Origin of the sequence: Aurantimonas manganoxydans SI85-9A1 (genome assembly GCF_000153465.1) — a bacterium.
Taxonomy (GTDB): Bacteria; Pseudomonadota; Alphaproteobacteria; order Rhizobiales; family Rhizobiaceae; genus Aurantimonas; species Aurantimonas manganoxydans.
Genome location: NZ_CH672387.1, coordinates 3,224,249 through 3,244,076, shown reverse-complemented (window position 1 = coordinate 3,244,076; position 19,828 = coordinate 3,224,249). Strand labels below are relative to the sequence as shown.

Sequence of the window (19,828 nt, the reverse complement as noted above, 5' to 3'; positions counted from 1 at the left end):
TTCGAGGTTCGACTTGACGCTTCTCGACGCAAATCACACCAACGCGATGCCGGCGATCAGCATGGCGGAGCCGCGTGACTACATCGCCCTGTTGAAGCCGCGGGTGATGTCGCTCGTGGTGCTGACCGCGATCACCGGCATGGCGCTGGCGCCCGGCGCCATCCACCCGACGCTGGCGGTGATCTCGATCCTGTCGATCGCCATCGGGGCGGGCGCCTCGGGCGCGCTGAACATGTGGTACGATTCCGATATCGACGCGGTGATGACGCGCACCGCCAACCGGCCGATCCCGGCGGGCCGCATCGATCGCGAGGCAGCGCTGGCCTTCGGCCTGATCCTGTCGCTGCTGGCCGTCTCCATGCTGGGACTGGCGTCCAACTGGTTCGCCGCCGGGCTCCTGGCCTTCACCATCTTCTTCTACGCCGTGATCTACACGATGGGTCTGAAGCGCTCGACGCCGCAGAACATCGTCATCGGCGGTGCGGCCGGGGCGTTTCCGCCGATGGTCGGCTGGGCCGCCGTAACCGGTGGCGTGGCGATCGAGAGCATCGTCCTGTTCCTGATCATCTTCCTCTGGACGCCGCCGCATTTCTGGGCGCTGGCCATGTTCAAGCTGAAGGATTACGGCAGCGTCGGCGTGCCGATGCTGCCGAACGTCGCCGGCGAGCGGGCAACGCGCCTCCAGATCTTCCTCTATTCGCTGGTCCTCGTGCCGGTCGGCATCGCCCCCTGGCTGCTCGGCTTCGCCGGTCCGGTCTACGGTGTCGCCTCGGTGCTGCTCGGCGCGAACTTCCTGCGCCACGCCTATGCGACGTTCCGGATGCCGGACGGCGACGAGAAGATGCTGCCGGCCAAGAAGCTGTTCGCCTTCTCGATCGTCTATCTGTTCGCGCTCTTCGTGATCCTGCTCGGCGAAGCCGTCGCACGGTCGCTGCTGCCGGCGGGGTGGTACTGAGATGGACGATGATCGCATCCGCCTGACCGAGGCGCAGCAGCGCGCCCGGCGCAATCGCTCCATCGCCATCGGCATCGTTTTGATCTCGCTGGTGGTGATCTTCTATTTCGTCACTCTCGCGAAGCTGTCGACATGACCGACACCCAGCACAACGCATCCGCGCAGCCGGCACGGCGCCGCGGCCTCGTCATCGCCGTTGCCTGCGCCGCCTTCGCGGTAGGCATGGTCGGCGCCGCCTATGCCTCGGTGCCGCTCTACTACCTGTTCTGCCAGGTCACCGGCTATGGCGGCACCACCCAGCGCGCCGAGACCGCGCCGAGCCAGGTGATCGACCAGACGGTGCTGGTTCGGTTCGACGGCAATGTCGCGCCGGGCCTGCCGTGGAAGTTCGGTCCGAACGACCGCGAGGTGACCGTCAAGCTGGGCGAAACCCGCGAGACCAGCTTCCACGTCAAGAACCTGTCGGACAAGCCGGTTCGGGCCCAGGCGACCTTCAACGTCACCCCGGTGGCGGCCGGCGTCTACTTTAACAAGATCGCCTGCTTCTGCTTCGACAACCAGATCCTGCAGCCGGGCGAAGAGACCGACATGCCGATCGTCTTCTATGTCGATCCGGACATGCTGGAGGCCGAGGAACTCAAGGACGCGCCGGGGATCACCCTGTCCTATACCTTCTTCCCGCTCGACGAAGCGGAGGCCCCGGTGGCCGCCAGCAAGAGCGAGACGACGAGAACACCGACGACCGATCAACTCTAGAGAGCCGCGGGCGATCGCGGTGACTGTCGAAAAGACCAATCAGATGCTGGAGTTGCCGAGCGAGTTTCGCTAAGCAGACCGCAGGGCATTCAGAACGAGACCGGGGACCCGCGATGGCCGACACGCACGCCAAGCATGACTATCACATCATCGATCCGAGCCCGTGGCCGTTCATAGCCTCGGCCGGGGCCTTCATCATGATGATCGGTCTCGTCGGCTTCATGCGCTATGCGTCCGGCGGTCAGTTCGTCATGTTCGGCATCGATTTCGCCGGCCCGTGGATCTTCTTCCTCGGTCTCGCGATCGTCCTCTATGTGATGTTCGGCTGGTGGTCGGACACCATCAAGGAAGGCCAGGAGGGCGCGCATACCCGCGCCGTCTCGCTGCATCTGCGCTACGGCATGATCATGTTCATCGCCTCCGAGGTGATGTTCTTCGTGGCTTGGTTCTGGGCGTTCTTCGACGCCAGCCTGTTCCCGAACGAGGCGATCCAGGCGGCCCGCACGGAAGTGCTGGGTGGTCAGTGGCCGCCGCAGGGCATCGAGGTCCTCGATCCGCTGCACCTGCCGCTGTTCAACACGATCACGCTGCTGCTGTCGGGCACGACCGTGACCTGGGCGCACCACGCGCTGCTGCACAACGACCGCAAGGGCCTCATCTGGGGGCTTGCCCTCACCGTGGTGCTCGGCGTGATCTTCTCCTACGTCCAGTATTACGAATATGCCCACGCGCCTTTCGCCTTCGGCGGCTCGATCTACGGCTCGACCTTCTTCATGGCGACCGGGTTCCACGGCTTCCACGTGCTGGTCGGCACGATCTTCCTGGCGGTCTGCCTGCTGCGCGCCGTGAAGCACCAGTTCAGCCCGCAGAAGCATTTCGGCTTCGAGGCGGCCGCCTGGTACTGGCACTTCGTCGACGTCGTCTGGCTGTTCCTCTTCTTCTGCATCTATGTGTGGGGCAGCTGGGGCGCCGCGATCCACGTCGAGTAATCGGCGCGACGACAGAGTTTCCGGGGGCGGCGCAGCGATGTGCCGCCTTCTTCGTTTCAGGACCATGCGCGCGCTTGCGGCGCGCGCGGCAAGTCCCGGCCAGCCATGACGGAGTGAGCATTTGAGCGACACAGGCGGACGCCCCGAGACAGCAGCCGACCCGGTGAAGGCCGGTGTCCTCGGTCGCTGCCCGCGCTGCGGCGACGGCAAGCTGTTCGCCGGCTTCCTGACGGTGGCGCCGCGCTGCTCGAACTGCGACCTCGACTACGGCTTCATCGATCCGGGCGACGGCCCGGCGGTCTTCGTGATCCTGATCGTCGGCTTCATCGTGGTCGGCATGGCCCTGTGGGTGGAGGTCGCCTACGATCCGCCGCTCTGGTTGCATTTTCTCCTGTGGTTGCCGCTGATCCTCGGGCTGGCCCTGCCGCTCCTGCGTGCGCTGAAAGGCCTGATGATCGCCATGCAGTATCGCCACAACGCCTCGGAAGGCCGGCTTCGCGATGATGTCTGATTCCGCATCGTCCATCGGCGCAGGCGGCGTCGGATACGTTCCCCGCCGCATGTCGCGCGGCAAGTTCTGGTTCGCGCTTCTCGCCTGCCTCGTCGGGATCGCGATCCTCCTCGGGCTGGGCTCGTGGCAGGTCGAGCGGATGCAATGGAAGCAGGCGATGCTGGAGCGTATCGACGCCCGCGTCCATGCCGAGCCGATCGATCTGGCGACGCTGCGTGCCCGCTTCGCCGACACCGGCGATGTGGATTACACGCCGGTGACCGTCACCGGCCGGTTCCTGCATGAGGGCGAGCGCTTCATGCTGACGACCTTCGAGGGCAAACCCGGCTGGAACGTCTTCACGCCGCTTATGACCGATGCCAACGCGGTCGTCTTCGTCAATCGCGGTTATGTGCCCTACGAGATGCGCGATCCGGCGAGCCGTGCCGAGGGGCAAAGCGAGGGCGTGGTGTCGGTCACGGGGCTCGCGCGCGACCCGCCGCGCGAGACGCCGGGCTATTTCGTGCCGGACAACGAGCCGGGCAACGACACCTTCTTCTGGCGCGACATCGATGCCATGGCCGAGGGGCTGACGCTGGATGCCGGGGTCACGGTGCTGCCGTTCTTCGTCGATGCCGGGCGGGCCGAGACGCCGGATGGTGGGCCCATCGGCGGCACCACCGTCATCGACATCCCGAACAATCACCTGCAATACGCCATCACCTGGTACGGGCTGGCGCTGGTGCTGATCGTCATGACGGGGATGCTGATCGTCGGCGATCTTCGTGCTGCCAGGCGCGAAGCGCGCTGAGCCAGGCGGCCGCCGGCGACATGCTGGTGCCGTCCCTTAAGGCCCATCGTCTGCGTGCCGCAATGCTGCGCCACAAGCGCCGCGAGGCTTGACACCCATGCGTCGCATCCCTTCATTCGGCGCGACATTCGCCCTGCCGAACAGCCCGGAGCTCTTCTTGTCCGCAACAGCCACCAAACCGAAGCTGACGATCCGCATGTGCGAGCCGCGCGGCTTCTGCGCCGGCGTCGACCGGGCCATCCAGATCGTCGTGCTGGCGCTGAAGAAATACGGCGCGCCGGTCTATGTGCGGCACGAGATCGTCCACAACCGCTATGTCGTGGAAGGGCTGCGCAGCAAGGGCGCCATCTTCGTCGAGGAACTGGATTCGGTCCCCGATGACGGCCAGCCGGTGGTGTTCTCGGCCCATGGCGTGCCGAAGTCGGTGCCGGCCGCCGCCGAAGCCCGCGATCTGCTCTACCTGGACGCGACCTGTCCGCTGGTCTCCAAGGTCCACAAGCAGGCCATGCGCCACACGCGGCTCGGCCGCCATGTGCTGCTGATCGGGCATCGCGGTCATCCGGAGGTCATCGGCACGATGGGGCAGTTGCCAGAGGGCAGCGTCACGCTGATCGAGACCGAGGCCGACGCGGCCGAATATGTGCCGGCTGATCCGGAGGCGCTGGGCTTCGTGACCCAGACCACGCTCTCGGTCGGCGACACCGCGGGGATCATCGCGGTGTTGCAGGCGCGGTTCCCGCAGATGCAGGCGCCCTCGTCGGAATCGATCTGCTACGCCACGACCAACCGCCAGGACGCCGTGAAGGCGGCCGCGCCGGGCGCCGACCTGTTTCTCATCGTCGGCGCGCCGAACTCGTCGAACTCGCTCCGCCTCGTCGAGGTCGCCGAGCGCTCCGGCGCGATGCAGGGCGCGCTGGTGGAGGGACCGCAGGACCTGCCCTGGGACTGCGTGAAGCCCGGCGGGGTGGTGGCGATGTCGGCTGGCGCCTCGGCCCCGGAAATCCTCGTCGACGCCATCGTCGATTCCTTCCGCGACCGCTACGACGTGACCATCGAGCTCGTGCGCACGGCGGAGGAGAACGAGAACTTCCCCGTCATGCGCAGCCTGCGCCAGACGCCGCTGACGCCCGTCGACATGGCCTTCGTCAACGGGCAGGGCTGAGCATGGCTGTCTATACGGACGTCTCCGAGCCGCAGCTCGCCGAGTTCATCGGCGCCTACGACATCGGCGAACTGCTGAGCTACAAGGGCATCGCCGAGGGGGTGGAGAATTCCAACTTCCTGCTGCGAACCACGGCGGGCACCTACATCCTCACGCTGTACGAGAAGCGGGTGAACCGATCGGACCTGCCGTTCTTCGTCGGGCTGATGGAGCATCTGGCCGAGCGGGGCCTGTCCTGCCCGCTGCCGGTGCACACGCGCGGCGGCGAGTCCCTCGGCGAATTGTCGGGCCGCCCGGCGGCGATTTTCACCTTTCTCGAAGGCATGTGGACCCGCCGTCCCGCGCCCCAGCATTGCCGCGCCGTCGGCGCAGCGCTGGCTGGCATGCACGGCAAGGCCGCCGACTTCCCGCTCCACCGCCGCAACGGCCTCGCCGTTGCCGACTGGCGGCCGCTGTTCGAAAGCTGCGGCGACCGGGTCGACGGCATCGAGGCGGGGCTTGCCGCGGAAATCGGCGCGGAGCTCGATTTCGTCGAGGCGAACTGGCCGGCCGATCTGCCGAAGGGCGTCATCCACGCCGATCTCTTCCCCGACAACGTCTTCTTCCTGTCGGGCGAATTGTCCGGCCTGATCGACTTCTATTTCGCCTGCAACGACCTTCTCGCCTACGATCTGGCGATCGCCGTCTGTGCCTGGTGCTTCGAGCAGGACGGCAGCTTCAACATCACCAAGGGCCGGGCGCTGATCGGCGGCTATGCCAGCGTGCGGCCGCTGAGCGCGGCGGAGCTGGTGGCCTTGCCGGTGCTGTGCCGGGGAGCGGCGCTGCGCTTCCTGCTGACCCGGCTCTACGACTGGCTGACGGTGCCCGACGATTCCTTCGTGACCAAGAAGGACCCGATGGAATATCTCGGCAAGCTGCGCTTCCACCGGTCGGTGAAGAGCGTCTCGGACTATGGCTATGACGACGAGCGGGTGACGGCATGAGCGCCGAGGGACGGGTCGAGATCCACACCGACGGTGCCTGTTCGGGCAATCCGGGGCCGGGCGGCTGGGGCGCGATCCTGCGCTTCAACGGCAACGAGAAGGAACTGAAGGGCGGCGAGGAGCACACCACCAACAACCGGATGGAACTGCTCGCGGTGATCGAGGCGCTGACGGCCCTGAAGCGGTCCTGCCCGGTCGATATCTATTCCGACTCGCAATATATGCGCGACGGCATCACCAAGTGGATCCACGGCTGGAAGCGCAATGGCTGGAAGACCGCCGACAAGAAGCCGGTGAAGAATGCCGAACTCTGGCAGAAGCTCGAGGAGGAGAAGGGGCGCCACGACGTCACCTTCCACTGGGTGAAAGGCCATGCCGGCGACGAGATGAACGAGCGCGCCGACCAGCTGGCCCGCGACGGCATGGAGCCGTTCAAGCGCCGCAAGCGCAGCGCATAGGCGCGACGCAGTAAGTCCGCGTCCGTCCCCGCAGCGCTGGCGGCGGGGACGGGTCTGTTCGGATCAGAGCTGCTCGAGAACGGCCTCGGCGGTCGAGCGCTCGGCCTGGCCCGGCGATTCCTCGACGTTCAGCGACTTCACGACGCCGTTCTCGACGATCATCGAATAGCGCTTGGAGCGCAGGCCGAGGCCGGCGACCGAGAGGTCGATGTCGAGGCCGAGCGCCTTGGTGAACTCGCCATTGCCGTCGGACAGGAACAGGATCTTGCCGGCCGCCTCGTTGGCCTTCTCCCAGGCGCCCATGACGAAGATGTCGTTGACCGCGACGACGGCGATGGTGTCGACGCCCTTGGCGCGGATCTCGTCATTGTGGGTCAGGAAGCCCGGCAGGTGATTCATCGAGCAGGTCGGCGTGAAGGCGCCGGGCACGGCGAACAGCACAACCTTCTTGCCGGCGAAGATCTCGTCGGTGGACAGGTCTGCCGGACCGTCGGAGGTCTTGGTCTTCAGTGTCGCGTTCGGAAGCTTGTCGCCGATACCGATGGTCATCTGGTCGTTCCCTTCGTGAAATGCGTGGCGTTACGGCCCGGCGCCATATGAGGCGAGGCGGAGCGCTTTGTCGAGCCGTTCAACCGGGCGTATCGGCGGTGACCGGTACGGCATCGGCGGCGAAGTCGCCGCTCGCGCCGGTGACCACCATGTCGACCGTTGCGGGCCCGTCCGTCGCGCCGCGCGGGCGCCCGACGACGGGCACGCGGAATTCGAGGCTGTCGCCGTTGCGCACGGGCGTTTCGGGCTCGTCGAAATACCAGCCGTCCGGCCCGCGCACGAAGAGATCGGCGCCTTGCGCGTCGAGCGTCGTCTCCACGGCGACGGTGAGCATGTCGCCGCCAGCGGGCAGAATGGCCGAACTGATCCGCCCGAGCGGGCCGTCGCGGGCGGGCAGGGCGGCGAAGGTCGCTTCGACGGTGTCTGTAGAGGCTGAGCCGGTGTCGGCTGCGAGCTCCGCCTGCACCGGGATGCAGATGTCCTGGCACACGCCGATGGCGAGGCTGGCGGTCACCGTATCGAGGGCGGTGCCGGGCCGCGGCGTAAGTGCGTAGCCGATGGCGACGGCGTTCTCGTAGCCATTGGCGCGGGCGATGCCCTCGCCGAAGCGCAGCGGCGCCGGAAATTTCAGATCGGTATTCGCCAGATTATCCGTGGCCGTGAAGTCGATGCGCGGCGGGATACCCGAGGCGCCCGGGTCGAGCCAGTAGGTGTGCCAGCCCGGCGCGAGATCGACGAGCAGCGCACCGCGAACGGTGCCGTCCGGCGCAGCTTCACCGGCCACGAGCCGGAGCGTCACCTGCTCGCTGGCATAGGTCGACGCCGGGTCTGCCTTTGCCGCTGCCGCACCCATGGCCATCGCGGCGAGGCCGCCCGCGATCCGCGCAATCCATCTCATCTGCGGTGTCCTTTTGCCTTGGAACGATTTGCGGCGCATGGCCCGCCCGCCCTGCTGGTTAGCGCGGGCAAACGGCGCTGGCCATTCAACAAGCCGCGACACCGACCGGCAAACCGGGCCGTGCTGCGACGCTCTGGTTTTGACATCGCCGCGATGCCATCTATCGTGAAAGCCCCGCAAGCATCTGGATGCCATGGATCTCGAAACCGAAATCGGCAGAAATTCGACGGACTCTTCCCTGGAAGGGCATTTCCTCATCGCCATGCCGGGCATGGGCGACGAGCGCTTCGCGCGCGCGGTGATCTATGTCTGCGCCCATTCGCCGAGCGGCGCGATGGGCTTCATCATCAACAAGCCGCAGCCGGTCGGCTTCGGCGAACTCCTGACCCAGCTCGGCATCGTTGCCAGCGAGCGCGATATCCGACTGCCCAAGTCCGGACAGGAAATCTGCGTCTGCATGGGCGGTCCGGTCGAGAAGGGGCGAGGCTTCGTCCTGCATTCGGACGATTACGATTCCGAATCCACCGTGGCCGTCGACGACAACATCTCGCTGACCCCGACGATCGACATCCTCAAGGCGATCTCCAAGGGCGTCGGGCCGACGACGGCGATCATGGCGCTCGGCTATGCCGGCTGGTCGCCGGGCCAGCTCGAGAGCGAGATCGCGGCCAATGGCTGGCTGACCTGCAAGGCCGATCTCGACATCGTCTTCGACGTCGAGCTGGACAGCAAATACGGCCGCGCGCTGGGGCTGCTGGGCATCGAGCCGGCATTCCTGGCCAGCGAGGCCGGCCACGCCTGAGCCGGGTGCGCCCTAGCTGGCGCGCTTCAGGCCGACTGCCCGGTCGTCGAGGATCTTGCGCACCTGATCGGAGCCGAGCGGCGGCGAGAACTTGAAGCTCTGGGCGTATTCGCAGCCGAGCTGGCGCAGCTGCATGACGTCCGCATCGCTCTCGATGCCCTCCGCGACGACCTTCAGCCCCAGATCGTGGGCCATGGTAACGATCGAATGCAGGATGATCGGCCGCTGTGGCTGGCTGTTGTTCTTCAGGAAGGACTGGTCGATCTTCAGCGTGTCGAACGGAAAGCCCATCAGATAGGCGAGCGACGAATAGCCGGTGCCGAAGTCATCCAGCGACAGGCCGACGCCGAGCGCCTTCAGGCGCGTCAGGAGCTGGGCGGAACGCTCCGGATTGTCCATCACCAGCGATTCCGTCAGCTCCAGCTTGAGGCTGTTCGGCGAGATCCGGTAGCGCTCGAGCACGGTCTTCACGTCGCCGATCAGGTCCTGGCGGATGAGCTGGCGGCTGGAGATGTTGACCGAGACGAACAGGTTCTCGTCGCCGGTCATGCGCTGCCAGTCGCCGAGCCGGCGGCAGGCCTCCTCCAGCGCGAACTGGCCGAGCTGGACGATCAGGCCGGTGCTCTCGGCGATGGGCACGAATTCCGCCGGCGAGATCGCGCCGCGCCGCGGATGTTCCCAGCGCAGCAGCGCCTCGAAGCCGGCGATGTCTTCGCTTTCCAGCGTGACGATCGGCTGGAAGGCAAGGGACAGCTCGTTGCGCTCGAAGGCCCGGCGCAGATCCGACTCGAGCTCCAGGCGGCCATAGCCGACGCTGCGATAGGCCGGCCGGAACGGCTCGATGCTGTCGCCGCCATTGCGCTTGGCCTGATACATGGCCAGTTCGGCTTCCTTGAGCGCCTCGTCCGAGGTTGAGGCTTCGGTCCAGCCGGTCAGGCCGATCGAACCGGTCAGGACGATCTCGCGATTGGCGAAGGCGATCGGCGCCTTGATGGCGTTGCGCAGACCCTCGGCGAAATCGGCCACCGCGGTGACTTCTGTTTCCGACAGGAGGATCAGGCCGAACTGGTCGCTGCCGAGCCGGGCCAGCGAATCCTGCGGTTTTAAGAGGCGCTTCAGTCGGCGTCCTATGGTCAGGAGGATGGTGTCGCCGGTGGCGATGCCGAAATCGTCGTTGACCTGTTTGAAGCGGTCGAGGTCGATGACGATGATCGTCGGCTGCACGTCGGCCCGCGTCATCGCCAGGACGCCGATGGCCTCCAGCCGGTCGCGGAACAATTCGCGGTTCGGCAGGCCGGTCAGCTGGTCGTGCAGCGCGTCGTGCAGCAGCCGTTCCTCGGCCTTCTTGGCATCGGTGACGTCCTTGAGCGTGCCGACGCAGCGCACCACCTCGCCGTCGCTGCCCAGCACCGGGCGGGCGCGCAGGGAGACCCAGTGATAATGGCCGTCCTCGTCGCGCAGGCGGAAATCCTGGATGATGCGGCCGCGGCGATGTTCGAGGATGGTGTCGAGCGTGACCTTGAAGCGGTCGCGATCGTCCGGATGCAGGACCGGCAGCCAGTCGCGCGCCGGCCCGTTCATGGTGCCGACCGGCATGCCGGCCAAGGTGTCGCCGTCGGCGCCGGCGAAGATGCGGTCGCGGCTGACGTCCCAGTCGAAGATCGCGTCGCCGGTCCCGGCGAGCGCCAGCGAGCGGCGCTCCAGGTCCGACAGGAGCCCCTGCGCGAAGCCGCCGCCGGCAAAGGCGTGCTGCATGACCGTGAAGCCGATCAGAAGAACGATGAGCACCAGGCCGCCGCCCAGCGCCGGCTGGATGATGTCGTTGTCGATGCGGCCGGTCACGGTGGACCAGCCGGCGAACACCCAGAGGATGACGAGGCACCAGGTGGGGATCAGCATGATCGCCCGGTCCGAGCGCTGCACGGCGAGCGTGCCGATGATGCCGAGGCCGAGGACGGCCGTCGCGGCCAGCGAGATGCGGGCGATGCCCGAGGCCACCACCGGGTCGAAGGCGGCGACGACGCCGACCGTGCCGAGCGCGGCCAGCCACATGATGGTGAAGATCGACAGCACGCCGTGCCAGCGATTGAGATTGAGATAGGCGAAGAGGAACAGGACGAGCGTGAAGGCCAGCGACACTTCGGTGCCGGCCCGCCAGACCCGTTCCTGCCCGGGCAGGATCGGCACCAGTTTCTGCCAGAAGTCGAAGTCGATGCAGATATAGGCCAGCACCGCCCAGGCCAGCGACGCGGTGGCGGGGAACATCGCCGATCCCTTGACGACGAACAGGATGGTCAGGAACACCGCCAGGAGGCCGGCGATGCCGAGGACGATGCCGCGATAGAGCGTGAAGGCGTTGACCGTGTCCTTGTAGGCGTTCGGCTCCCACAGGCGCAGGTCCGGCAGGTTCGGCGAGGCCAGTTCGGCGACGAAGGTGACGATCGCGCCGGGATCGAGGGTTACCAGAAAGACGTCGGCGTCGGTGCTCGGCTGGCGCTCCAGCGCAAAGCCCTGGCTGGGCGTGATCGAGGCGATGCGCTGGGAGCCGAGATCGGGCCAGACGACGCCGGAGCCCACCAGCCGGAAATGCGGGGCGACGACGAGCCGGTCGATCTGCTTGTCGGTGTTGTTGGCGAGCGCGAAGACCGCCCAGTCGCCGGACGCCTGCGCCGACTGCGCCTCGATCTCGATGCGGCGCACGATGCCGTCGGCACCGGGGACGGTCGCGACCTGGAAGGCGCGGCCCTTGCCGCGGTAGACGTCGACCGCGGGCAGCATGTCGATGGCAGTATCGCCGCGCGAGATGCTGACGGCTTCGAGCGCCAGGGACGGCGGCGCCGAGACGATGAGCGCAACGAGGACGAAGGCCAGCGACAGGAACCACCGTGCGGCCAGACCGATCGGCCCGACGCCGCTTTTCCGATTGCTGATGGCTTTCGCCTTCACGTTGTGCCCCGACCTTGCATTCCGACTCACCCCCGCCCGCGCCTCGCGTTTATTGCACCACGGCCGCGCCCATGCGAGCCCTGGGCTGCGAAGACGACCATTCTTCGGCCAGAAGCGAATAAAGATAATGGTCTTCCCAGCGTCCGGCGATCTTCAGATAGCTTCGCAGATGACCCTCCCGGACGAAACCGCATTTCTCCAGAAGCCCGATGGAGCGCTTGTTGCGCGGCAGGCAGGCCGCCTCGATCCGGTGCAGGCGGTGCACGTCGAAGGCGAACAGCTTCATCTGCTCGACCGCCCGCGCCATCAGGCCGGCGCCGGCATGGCGCTCGCCCATCCAGTAGCCGAGCGTGCCCGACTGGGCGACGCCGCGCCGGATCTGGCTGAGCGTGGTGCCGCCGTAGAGCGTGCGGCCGGACGCGTCGAACAGGAAGAAGGTGTAGCTGACGCCGTCGCGCGCATCGTGCGCATAGCGGCGAAGGCGTTGGCGATACGCCTCCCAGGACAATTCGTCCGCGGCCCAGAGCGGCTCCCAGGGTTTCAGGAAATTGCGGCTTTCACCGCGCAGGTCCCGCCACGCCGCATAGTCGCCGCGTCGGGGCATGCGCAGAAGGATGCCCTCGCCGTGCAACGCGGGGACGGGCGGCCCGGCGAGATGCTCCAGGATCCTCATTGGCGGATCAGTGGCTGGTCGCGACCCTCGCCTCGGCGCCGGACGACGCGCCGGCAAGCCGTTCGGCAAGGACGTCGCGGCTCGGCAGACGGGACACCGGCCCGATGGCGGCGAGGGTGGGCACGGTGCCCACGAACGTACGCTCGGCAAGATCGGCGAGCCGCGGCGCGGTGATCGCCTCGAGCCGCGCGATCAGTTCCTCGTTGGTGATCGTCGCGCCGTTGAACAGCATCTGCCGGGCGATCTGCGCCGCGCGGGCGGCCGGGCTTTCCTGCGACATCAGCAGGCTGGCGCGCATCTGCGCCCGGGCGCGGTTGACCTCGGGCTCGGAGATGCCGGCCGCGGCCCGCGTCAGCTCGTCGGCGATCACCGGCGCCAGTTCCGCCAGTTCCTCCTCGCCGGTCGCGGCATGGATGCCGAAGATGCCGGAATCGGAGAAGCTCCAGTGGAAGGCGTAGATCGCGTAGCACAGGCCCCGGCGCTCGCGGATCTCCTGGAACAGGCGCGAGGACATGCCGCCGCCGAGGATCAGCGACAGCACCTGCGAGGCGTAGAAGTCGCGGGCGTAATAGGCGCGGCCCTCGAAGCCGAGCACCATCTGCGCGTCCATCAGGTCGCGCTCCTGGCGGAACTCGCCGCCCGTATAGGACGCCGCCTGCCGCGGCGAGGATTCCAGCGGCAGCGGCGACACGGAGGCCGTTCCACCGAAGGCCGCCTCGATCTGGTCGACGATGGCGCGGTGCGACACGGCGCCGGCCGCCGAGACGATCATCTTGTCCGGCGAATAGTGCCGGGCGAGATAGCCGCGCAGATCGTCGGGCGAAAAGGATTTCACCGTCTCGCGGGTGCCCAGGATCGGCCGGCCGATGATCTGCTTGTGAAAGGCCGCTTCCTGGAAATGGTCGAAGACGATGTCGTCGGGCGTGTCTTCGGCCGCGCCGATCTCCTGCAGGATGACCTGCTGCTCGCGTTCCAGCTCCTGCTCGTCGAAGCGCGAATCGATCAGGATGTCGGTCAGGATGTCGAGCGCCAGCGGCACGTCGTTCTTCAGGACGCGGGCGTAGTAGGAGGTGGTCTCGACGCTGGTCGCGGCATTCATCTCGCCGCCGACATCCTCGATCTCCTCGGCGATCTGCCGGGCGCTGCGCCGGCTCGTCCCCTTGAACGCCATATGCTCCAGAAGATGGGCGATGCCATGCTCCTGGGGCGCCTCGTCGCGGGCGCCGGCCTTCACCCAGATGCCCAGACAGGCACTCTCCAGGTGCGGCATCGTCTCGGTCGCAATGGTCAGTCCGTTCGAAAGCTTGGTGACCTCGACGCTCATGCTTCGGCTCCCTGGTCGACGGCGCGCGTGCGCGCGAGGATGTAGGATTCCACGGCGCCGATCTCGTTCGGCAGGCGATCCATGGTCTCGCGCTTCTGCATCAGGTCGCCGTGGCTGGGCGGCAACGCGGGGGTGATCTGGACGGCCTTCTCGATCGCGTCCGGGAACTTCGCCGGATGGGCGGTGCCGAGCGTGATCATCGCCTCGCGGCCGAGCCGGCTTTCCGCCACGCCGACGCCGACGGCGGTGTGCGGATCGAGGAGATAGGCGGTCCCGGTGAGGGTGCGGCGGATGATGTCGGCGGTCGCGGCCTGGTCCGTCGCGCCGGCATCGAACTCGGCCCGGATCGCGGCCAGAACCGCCTCGGGCAGGGTGAAGCTGCCAGACTGGGCCAGCTGCTGCATGAGGCCGCGCACCATGTCGCCGTCGCGCCCGCTCGCCTCGAAGATCAGCCGTTCGAAATTCGACGACACCTGGATGTCCATCGAGGGCGAGGTGGTGGCGTGGACGCCGGTGGTCTCGTAGCGGCCGCGATCGAGCGTGCGCACGAGGATGTCGTTCTCGTTGGTGGCGATCACCAGCCGCTCGACCGGCAGGCCCATGCGCTTGGCGGCGTAGCCGGCGAAGATGTCGCCGAAATTGCCGGTCGGCACGGTGAAGGAGACGGCCCGCTCGGGCGCCCCGAGGCTGGCGGCGGCGGTGAAGTAATAGACGATCTGGGCCATGATCCGGCCCCAGTTGATCGAGTTCACGCCCGACAGCGCCGCTTTCTCGCGGAACGAGGCGTGGTTGAACATCGCCTTCACCAGCGCCTGGCAGTCGTCGAAGGTGCCGTCGACGGCGACGGCGTGGACGTTGTCGGCGCCCGAGGTCGTCATCTGGCGCTGCTGCACCGGCGAGACGCGGCCATGCGGGAACAGGATGAACATGTCGGTGCGCTGGCTCGCGGCGAAGGCCGCGATGGCGGCGCCGCCCGTGTCGCCCGAAGTGGCGCCGACGATGGTGGCGCGGCGGCCGCGTTGGGCGAGGACATGGTCCATCAGCCGCGCGATGAGCTGCATCGCCACGTCCTTGAAGGCCAGGGTCGGGCCGTGGAAGAGCTCCAGCACGAAATGCGACGGGCCGAGCTGGACGAGGGGGGCGACGGCCGGATGCGGGAAGGTTGCATAGGCCTCGTCGACCATGCGCTTCAGATCGTTCGGGGCGATGTCCTCGCCGACGAAGGGCAGGAGGATATCGAAGGCGACCTCGGCATAGGGCCGGCCGGCGAAGCCGCGGATCGTGTCCGCCGAAATCTGCGGCCAGGTCTCCGGGACATACAGCCCGCCGTCATTCGCGAGACCTGCCAGAAGTGTGTCGGCAAAACCGAGGACAGGAGCCTCTCCCCGCGAACTCACATATTTCACTTCGTCTCCACTTCGCTTCGGACCGGGATCGCTCCCGGCAATCTGTTCGGCCGAGCGCACCGTGTGCCGGTCGGCGCTCCGCCATGTTCCGCTGTCGGTCGCCTAACCGACGGGCGGCTGATATAGAACGGCGCGCCACGATAACGGAAGGACCGAGCGATGCATATGGTAGTGCCCCCCATAGCGACCAATGGTGAACGCAACGCCATCGACGAGGGCATTTCCGTGCAGGGTCCCGGCACCGTGGCCCGCCGCCGTCTCCCGGCGCTGCGCCGGCTGGCCGGTGGCCTCGCCCTCGGCGGTGCGCTGGCACTGCTGGCCGCCTGCAATTCCACCACGCCTGAGGCCGATCTGGGCGATGCCGGGGCGCTGGCCGTTCCGCCGTCCTCGGTCACCGCATCGAGCCAGTTCGACCAGGGCGGCGAGGCCCGCTACTGCCCGAAAGTGACCCTTCGCGAAGGCACTGCGATCCTGCGCAAGACCATCGGCTCCGAGGTCGACTACGTCGCCAACATCGCCGACACCACCCGCGACTGCCGCATCGTCGACGGCAAGCTCTTGATGAAGATCGGCGTGCTCGGCCGCATCACCCCCGGGGCCGTGGCCCAGGACCGCAGCGTGCGCCTGCCGATCCGCGTCGCGGTGCTGCGCGGCAACGACGTGGTCTATTCCGAGCTCGGCCAGCAGAGCGTCGCGATCACCCGCAATGGCGGCGCCCAGACCTTCACCTATGTCGACGAGTCGGTGCTCATCGATCCGGCGCCGACCGCCGGCATCGTGATCTTCGCCGGCTTCGACGAGGGCGCGCCGGAATAGCGCGCCTGCCGTTCAGGCGTCCTGCCAGCTCGCAAAGGCGGCGACCACGGCGGGGAATTCCCCGAGCCGGCTGATCACCGTCTCGGCGCCCGCCTCGGTCAGGGCGTCGGCATGGCCGGGGAAGGTGTGGCCGGCGCCGGTGAAGCCGACGACGCGGCAGCCCGCGGCGACGGCCGCGGTCACGCCATGGACCGAATCCTCGATGACGATGGCGGCCCGCGGCGCCACGCCGAACTGCTCGCAGGCATAGACGAACACGTCCGGCTCCGGCTTGACCTTCTGCGTGCCGACCTCGGGCGCGCTGAAGACATGCGGGAAGAAATAGTCCCACAGCCCGACATGCTCGAGCTCCAGCTCGAGACGCTGCGACGTCGAGTTCGAGCAGATGCAGCGCGGCAGGGTCAGCTGGTCCAGCGCCATGCGGGCGCCGGCGATCTCCTCCACGTCGGATTCCAGCCGCCGGTCCACCTCGGCATTGACGCGAGCGACGAGATCCTCGGGAAAGCTGCGGCCCAGTTCGTCCGACAGGCGCTTCAGGATCACCGGCCAGGTCAGCCCGGCAAAGCGGATGGCGAGTTCGCCGGCATCGATCTCGACGCCGTGCTCGGCGAGGATCTCGGCCTGCACCTGCGCGGCGATCACCTCCGAATCGACGAGGACACCGTCGCAGTCGAAGATCACGAGCAGGGGTTCGGACATGGGGGGCTCCGAAGAAAGTTTTGGCGAAGGGGCGGCGGCGCGAACGCCGACTGCGTCGAAGGTTGCGCGGGGCGCAGATGGTGCGAGGGGTCCGGTAGCACGAGCACGAGGCCACGACAAAGGCAGGATTTCACCGATTGTTTACGTCGTTCGGTAACCATGACGTCGGTTCAATGTCCTGCGTAGTCCGGTGGTGAAGATGGCTTACAAGCGTTCCGCGTCCCTCAAGGTGGTTAATTGCGAAGCGGGAAAACCCGCCTGGCTGGACCGGATCCACAAGGGGCACTGCGTGTCGCAGATGGCCGCGTTGCCGGAAAATTCCGTCGACGTGATCTTCGCCGACCCGCCCTACAATCTGCAGCTCGGCGGCGATCTGCACCGGCCCGACCAGTCCAAGGTCGATGCGGTGGACGATCACTGGGACCAGTTCGAGAGCTTCCAGGCCTATGACGCCTTCACCCGCGCCTGGCTCCTGGCGGCGCGCCGGGTGCTCAAGCCGAACGGCACGATCTGGGTGATCGGCTCGTATCACAACATCTTCCGCGTCGGCGCGATGATGCAGGATTTGGGCTTCTGGATGCTGAACGACGTCGTGTGGCGCAAGACCAACCCGATGCCGAACTTCCGCGGCCGCCGGTTCCAGAACGCCCACGAGACGATGATCTGGGCGTCGCGCGACGCCAATGCCAAGGGCTACACCTTCAATTACGACGCCATGAAGTCGGCCAATGACGACGTGCAGATGCGCTCGGACTGGCTGTTCCCAATCTGCTCGGGCGGCGAGCGGCTGAAGGATGCCGAGGGCCGCAAGACGCATCCGACCCAGAAGCCGGAAGCGTTGCTCGCCCGCGTGCTCCTGTCCTCGACCAAGCCCGGCGACGTGGTGCTCGACCCGTTCTTCGGCACCGGCACGACCGGCGCCGTCGCCAAGCGTCTCGGCCGCCATTATGTCGGCATCGAACGTGAGGACGTCTATATCGAGGCGGCCGAAGCCCGCATCGCCGCGGTGGAAGCGCTCGACCCGACGGTTCTCAAGGTCTCGGCCGGCAAGCGCGCCGAGCCGCGCATTCCCTTCGCCAGCCTGCTGGAAGCCGGGCTGGTCCAGCCGGGCACCGAGCTGACCGACGCCAAGCGCCGCTGGACGGCGCGGGTACGGGCCGACGGCACCATCGCCATTGGCGAGGACGCCGCCTCGATCCATCGCATCGGTGCCAAGGTGCAGGGGCTCGACGCCTGCAATGGCTGGACCTTCTGGCACATCGATTCCAAGAAGGGCCTCACGCCCATCGACACGCTGCGCCAGACCATGCGCGACCAGATGGCCGTCGCGGCGGTATGACCGCCTTCAGGCCTCTATTTCACGTCTGACGTTTCAGGGCCTGCCGGCCGCTTCGACCGGCAGGCCTTCTGCTGCCAGATCCCGGGCAAGCTGGTCCGGATCAATGAAGTGGATGGCGCTCCAACCGGCCGCCCGGGCGGCGTCGACGTTGGGCAGGCTGTCGTCGATGAACAGGGTGCGCTCCGGCGCCAGGTCGAAGCTGCGCGCATGGTGCTCGTAGATGGCCGGGTCCGGCTTGATCAGCCGGATGTCGCCCGACACGGTCACGCCGCGGGTCGCCGTCAGGAACGGGAACTTTGCCTGCGCCTCGCGAAACGTGTCGGAGGCGAAGTTGGTCAGCAGCGTCACGTCGACGCCGGCGTCGATCAACGCATGGAGCAGGGCGACGCTGCCCTCATAGGCATGCGGCACCATCCGGTGCCAGTTGCGGCGGAAGGCGCGGATTTCCTCGGCCATCTCGGGATGGCGGGAGATCGCCTCGGCCTCCGCCTCCTCCCACGGCCGGCCGCGATCCTGCTCCAGGTTCCAGTCGTGCGAGCAGACCTCGTCGAGGAAGAACTGCCGGCGTTCGTCGGATGGAATGATGTCGCGGAAGGGGATGTGCGGGTCGTAATGGATCAGCACCTTGCCGATGTCGAAGACGACATGCTGGTGGATCATCGGTTCAGTCTCCGTTTCGGTGTGGCGGCGGGTTCCGGCGGGCTGGCCTCGGCGCGTACCAGCACCTTCTGCATGAGGGTCGGCAAGGCTTCGGCGCCGCGCGCCTCCGGCGGGCACCACCAGCCCTCGGCCGGCGGATCGCCGGCGAGTTCGGCCCGGTAGACCTCGAGTTCGAGCCGGAAATGGGTGAAGCTGTGCGCCACCGTGCCGCAGAAGCGCCAGTCGGCGGCAAACGGCGCGGCATTCGCGCCGGTCGCGCCGTCGGCCTTGGCGTGCCAGCCGGTGCCCGGTGGTTCGCTCATGCCCTGCAGCATGCCAGGCGCGTCGCGTCGGCGCAGCCAGACCGCGCCGTCCGCCGGCCGCGTCGCAACGAAGGCCGCGCCCTTGCGCTCGGGGACCGCCGCCTTCGGCTTCTTCACCGGAAAGTCTTCCGCACGGCCCTCGGCGCTGGCGCGGCACATGGGCCGTACCGGGCAGACCATGCAGCTCGGCCGTTTCGGCGTGCAGATGGTCGCGCCGAGATCCATCATCGCCTGGGCGAAATCGCCGGGCCGCTCCTGCGGCGTCAGCTCCGCGGTGCGCAGCCGGATGTCCTTGCGGGCCTGGGGCAGGGGCGTTTCGATGGAAAACAGCCGGGTGACGACTCGCTCGACATTGCCGTCCACGACGGCCGCCGGCTCGTCGAAGGCGATCGCGGCGATTGCCGCGGAGGTATAGTCGCCGATGCCCGGGAGGGTCCGCAGCGCAGCCGCCGTCTGGGGAAAGGCGCCGCCGAACTCCTCGCTGACGCGGATCGCGCAGGCATGCAGATTGCGGGCGCGGGCGTAATAGCCAAGGCCGGCCCATTCGCCGAGAACCGCCGGCTGCGGCGCGGCGGCGAGATCGGCGACATGCGGCCAGCGCGCCGTGAACTTGGCGAAATACGCCTTCACCGCCGCCACCGTCGTTTGCTGCAGCATGATCTCCGACAGCCAGACCCGGTAGGGCGCCGGCCGGATGCCGCGCGCCCGGTCCTGCGGCGAGACGCGCCAGGGCAGCACCCGCGCATGGCGGTCGTACCAGGCAAGGAGATGATCCGCGAACGGACGGAGATCGGCGGGCATGGGCAGATT

General features: G+C 67.4%; 21 protein-coding genes. 12 read left to right on the top strand and 9 right to left on the bottom strand.

Annotation, left to right across the window (positions count from 1 at the left end):
- Positions 1–46 precede the first annotated feature (46 nt).
- From SI859A1_RS15305 to rnhA, 9 genes are all read left to right on the top strand, one after another.
- The gene (locus SI859A1_RS15305) at positions 47–955 is read left to right on the top strand and encodes a heme o synthase (RefSeq protein ID WP_050767727.1); all 909 of its coding nucleotides are present in this window, start codon (positions 47–49) and stop codon (positions 953–955) included.
- Position 956: 1 nt separating this feature from the next.
- On the top strand, positions 957–1,091 hold the full coding sequence (locus SI859A1_RS22330; protein ID WP_040325886.1) for a cytochrome c oxidase system small membrane protein: 135 nt from the start codon (positions 957–959) through the stop codon (positions 1,089–1,091).
- On the top strand, positions 1,088–1,711 hold the full coding sequence (locus tag SI859A1_RS15295) for a cytochrome c oxidase assembly protein (RefSeq protein WP_009210617.1): 624 nt from the start codon (positions 1,088–1,090) through the stop codon (positions 1,709–1,711). Before SI859A1_RS22330 ends, SI859A1_RS15295 begins: the two co-directional genes overlap by 4 nt.
- Positions 1,712–1,824: 113 nt before the next feature.
- The gene (locus SI859A1_RS15290; protein ID WP_009210616.1) at positions 1,825–2,700 is read left to right on the top strand and encodes a cytochrome c oxidase subunit 3; all 876 of its coding nucleotides are present in this window, start codon (positions 1,825–1,827) and stop codon (positions 2,698–2,700) included.
- Between the two features lie 121 nt (positions 2,701–2,821).
- Entirely contained in the window at positions 2,822–3,211 is a 390-nt protein-coding gene (locus tag SI859A1_RS15285; protein WP_040325885.1) for a DUF983 domain-containing protein, read from the top strand.
- Positions 3,201–4,001, top strand: a complete 801-nt coding sequence (locus SI859A1_RS15280) for an SURF1 family protein (protein ID WP_009210615.1) — start codon at positions 3,201–3,203, stop codon at positions 3,999–4,001. Before SI859A1_RS15285 ends, SI859A1_RS15280 begins: the two co-directional genes overlap by 11 nt.
- Before the next feature lie 196 nt (positions 4,002–4,197).
- On the top strand, positions 4,198–5,163 hold the full coding sequence (ispH, locus tag SI859A1_RS15275) for a 4-hydroxy-3-methylbut-2-enyl diphosphate reductase (protein WP_050767726.1): 966 nt from the start codon (positions 4,198–4,200) through the stop codon (positions 5,161–5,163).
- 2 nt (positions 5,164–5,165) lie between these two features.
- Positions 5,166–6,146: a homoserine kinase gene (locus SI859A1_RS15270; RefSeq protein ID WP_009210613.1), complete on the top strand. Its 981-nt coding sequence runs from the start codon at positions 5,166–5,168 to the stop codon at positions 6,144–6,146.
- A complete protein-coding gene (gene rnhA, locus SI859A1_RS15265) occupies positions 6,143–6,604 on the top strand; it encodes a ribonuclease HI (protein ID WP_009210612.1) in 462 nt (153 codons plus the stop codon). The genes SI859A1_RS15270 and rnhA overlap by 4 nt, the downstream gene beginning before the upstream one ends.
- A gap of 63 nt (positions 6,605–6,667) precedes the next feature.
- Here rnhA and SI859A1_RS15260 read toward each other — a convergent pair whose 3' ends face one another.
- Entirely contained in the window at positions 6,668–7,153 is a 486-nt protein-coding gene (locus SI859A1_RS15260; RefSeq protein ID WP_009210611.1) for a peroxiredoxin, read from the bottom strand.
- A gap of 79 nt (positions 7,154–7,232) precedes the next feature.
- A complete protein-coding gene (locus SI859A1_RS20450; RefSeq protein WP_050767557.1) occupies positions 7,233–8,051 on the bottom strand; it encodes a protein-disulfide reductase DsbD domain-containing protein in 819 nt (272 codons plus the stop codon).
- A 193-nt stretch (positions 8,052–8,244) separates the two neighbouring features.
- Here SI859A1_RS20450 and SI859A1_RS15250 point away from each other — a divergent pair, with 193 nt between their 5' ends.
- Entirely contained in the window at positions 8,245–8,853 is a 609-nt protein-coding gene (locus tag SI859A1_RS15250; RefSeq protein ID WP_009210609.1) for a YqgE/AlgH family protein, read from the top strand.
- A gap of 12 nt (positions 8,854–8,865) precedes the next feature.
- Here the strand turns inward: SI859A1_RS15250 and SI859A1_RS15245 are convergent, their stop codons facing one another.
- From SI859A1_RS15245 to thrC, 4 genes are all read right to left on the bottom strand, one after another.
- Positions 8,866–11,754, bottom strand: a complete 2,889-nt coding sequence (locus SI859A1_RS15245) for an EAL domain-containing protein (protein WP_040326629.1) — start codon at positions 11,752–11,754, stop codon at positions 8,866–8,868.
- Positions 11,755–11,848: 94 nt separating this feature from the next.
- A complete protein-coding gene (locus tag SI859A1_RS15240; RefSeq protein WP_009210607.1) occupies positions 11,849–12,472 on the bottom strand; it encodes a GNAT family N-acetyltransferase in 624 nt (207 codons plus the stop codon).
- A 7-nt stretch (positions 12,473–12,479) separates the two neighbouring features.
- A complete protein-coding gene (locus tag SI859A1_RS15235; RefSeq protein ID WP_009210606.1) occupies positions 12,480–13,796 on the bottom strand; it encodes a M16 family metallopeptidase in 1,317 nt (438 codons plus the stop codon).
- Complete coding sequence (gene thrC, locus SI859A1_RS15230) at positions 13,793–15,202, bottom strand: threonine synthase (RefSeq protein ID WP_009210605.1); 1,410 nt, start codon at positions 15,200–15,202, stop codon at positions 13,793–13,795. Before thrC ends, SI859A1_RS15235 begins: the two co-directional genes overlap by 4 nt.
- A 159-nt stretch (positions 15,203–15,361) precedes the next feature.
- On the opposite strand from thrC, the gene SI859A1_RS20445 reads away from it, so the two are divergent.
- On the top strand, positions 15,362–16,018 hold the full coding sequence (locus SI859A1_RS20445; RefSeq protein ID WP_009210604.1) for a hypothetical protein: 657 nt from the start codon (positions 15,362–15,364) through the stop codon (positions 16,016–16,018).
- 12 nt (positions 16,019–16,030) lie between these two features.
- Here SI859A1_RS20445 and SI859A1_RS15220 read toward each other — a convergent pair whose 3' ends face one another.
- Positions 16,031–16,717 carry an HAD family hydrolase gene (locus SI859A1_RS15220; RefSeq protein WP_040325884.1) on the bottom strand — a complete coding sequence of 229 codons (687 nt, stop codon included), beginning with the start codon at positions 16,715–16,717 and terminating at the stop codon, positions 16,031–16,033.
- Between the two features lie 199 nt (positions 16,718–16,916).
- On the opposite strand from SI859A1_RS15220, the gene SI859A1_RS15215 reads away from it, so the two are divergent.
- Positions 16,917–18,056, top strand: coding sequence for a site-specific DNA-methyltransferase (locus tag SI859A1_RS15215; protein ID WP_009210602.1), 1,140 nt, complete (start codon positions 16,917–16,919; stop codon positions 18,054–18,056).
- Between the two features lie 33 nt (positions 18,057–18,089).
- Here the strand turns inward: SI859A1_RS15215 and SI859A1_RS15210 are convergent, their stop codons facing one another.
- The gene (locus tag SI859A1_RS15210) at positions 18,090–18,716 is read right to left on the bottom strand and encodes an HAD family hydrolase (RefSeq protein ID WP_009210601.1); all 627 of its coding nucleotides are present in this window, start codon (positions 18,714–18,716) and stop codon (positions 18,090–18,092) included.
- The gene (mutY, locus tag SI859A1_RS15205) at positions 18,713–19,819 is read right to left on the bottom strand and encodes an A/G-specific adenine glycosylase (protein WP_009210600.1); all 1,107 of its coding nucleotides are present in this window, start codon (positions 19,817–19,819) and stop codon (positions 18,713–18,715) included. The genes SI859A1_RS15210 and mutY overlap by 4 nt, the downstream gene beginning before the upstream one ends.
- Between the last annotated feature and the right edge of the window lie 9 nt (positions 19,820–19,828).

What these genes read in the sequence shown, in the direction of transcription:
- SI859A1_RS15305 (WP_050767727.1), top strand. Translation starts at nt 47, where the DNA reads ATGCCGGCGATCAGCATGGCGGAGCCGCGTGACTACATCGCCCTGTTG.
- SI859A1_RS22330 (WP_040325886.1), top strand. Translation starts at nt 957, where the DNA reads ATGGACGATGATCGCATCCGCCTGACCGAGGCGCAGCAGCGCGCCCGG.
- SI859A1_RS15295 (WP_009210617.1), top strand. Translation starts at nt 1,088, where the DNA reads ATGACCGACACCCAGCACAACGCATCCGCGCAGCCGGCACGGCGCCGC.
- SI859A1_RS15290 (WP_009210616.1), top strand. Translation starts at nt 1,825, where the DNA reads ATGGCCGACACGCACGCCAAGCATGACTATCACATCATCGATCCGAGC.
- SI859A1_RS15280 (WP_009210615.1), top strand. Translation starts at nt 3,201, where the DNA reads ATGATGTCTGATTCCGCATCGTCCATCGGCGCAGGCGGCGTCGGATAC.
- ispH (WP_050767726.1), top strand. Translation starts at nt 4,198, where the DNA reads ATGTGCGAGCCGCGCGGCTTCTGCGCCGGCGTCGACCGGGCCATCCAG.
- SI859A1_RS15270 (WP_009210613.1), top strand. Translation starts at nt 5,166, where the DNA reads ATGGCTGTCTATACGGACGTCTCCGAGCCGCAGCTCGCCGAGTTCATC.
- rnhA (WP_009210612.1), top strand. Translation starts at nt 6,143, where the DNA reads ATGAGCGCCGAGGGACGGGTCGAGATCCACACCGACGGTGCCTGTTCG.
- SI859A1_RS15260 (WP_009210611.1), bottom strand. Translation starts at nt 7,153, where the DNA reads ATGACCATCGGTATCGGCGACAAGCTTCCGAACGCGACACTGAAGACC.
- SI859A1_RS20450 (WP_050767557.1), bottom strand. Translation starts at nt 8,051, where the DNA reads ATGAGATGGATTGCGCGGATCGCGGGCGGCCTCGCCGCGATGGCCATG.
- SI859A1_RS15250 (WP_009210609.1), top strand. Translation starts at nt 8,245, where the DNA reads ATGGATCTCGAAACCGAAATCGGCAGAAATTCGACGGACTCTTCCCTG.
- SI859A1_RS15240 (WP_009210607.1), bottom strand. Translation starts at nt 12,472, where the DNA reads ATGAGGATCCTGGAGCATCTCGCCGGGCCGCCCGTCCCCGCGTTGCAC.
- SI859A1_RS15235 (WP_009210606.1), bottom strand. Translation starts at nt 13,796, where the DNA reads ATGAGCGTCGAGGTCACCAAGCTTTCGAACGGACTGACCATTGCGACC.
- SI859A1_RS20445 (WP_009210604.1), top strand. Translation starts at nt 15,362, where the DNA reads ATGCATATGGTAGTGCCCCCCATAGCGACCAATGGTGAACGCAACGCC.
- SI859A1_RS15220 (WP_040325884.1), bottom strand. Translation starts at nt 16,717, where the DNA reads ATGTCCGAACCCCTGCTCGTGATCTTCGACTGCGACGGTGTCCTCGTC.
- SI859A1_RS15215 (WP_009210602.1), top strand. Translation starts at nt 16,917, where the DNA reads ATGGCTTACAAGCGTTCCGCGTCCCTCAAGGTGGTTAATTGCGAAGCG.
- SI859A1_RS15210 (WP_009210601.1), bottom strand. Translation starts at nt 18,716, where the DNA reads ATGATCCACCAGCATGTCGTCTTCGACATCGGCAAGGTGCTGATCCAT.
- mutY (WP_009210600.1), bottom strand. Translation starts at nt 19,819, where the DNA reads ATGCCCGCCGATCTCCGTCCGTTCGCGGATCATCTCCTTGCCTGGTAC.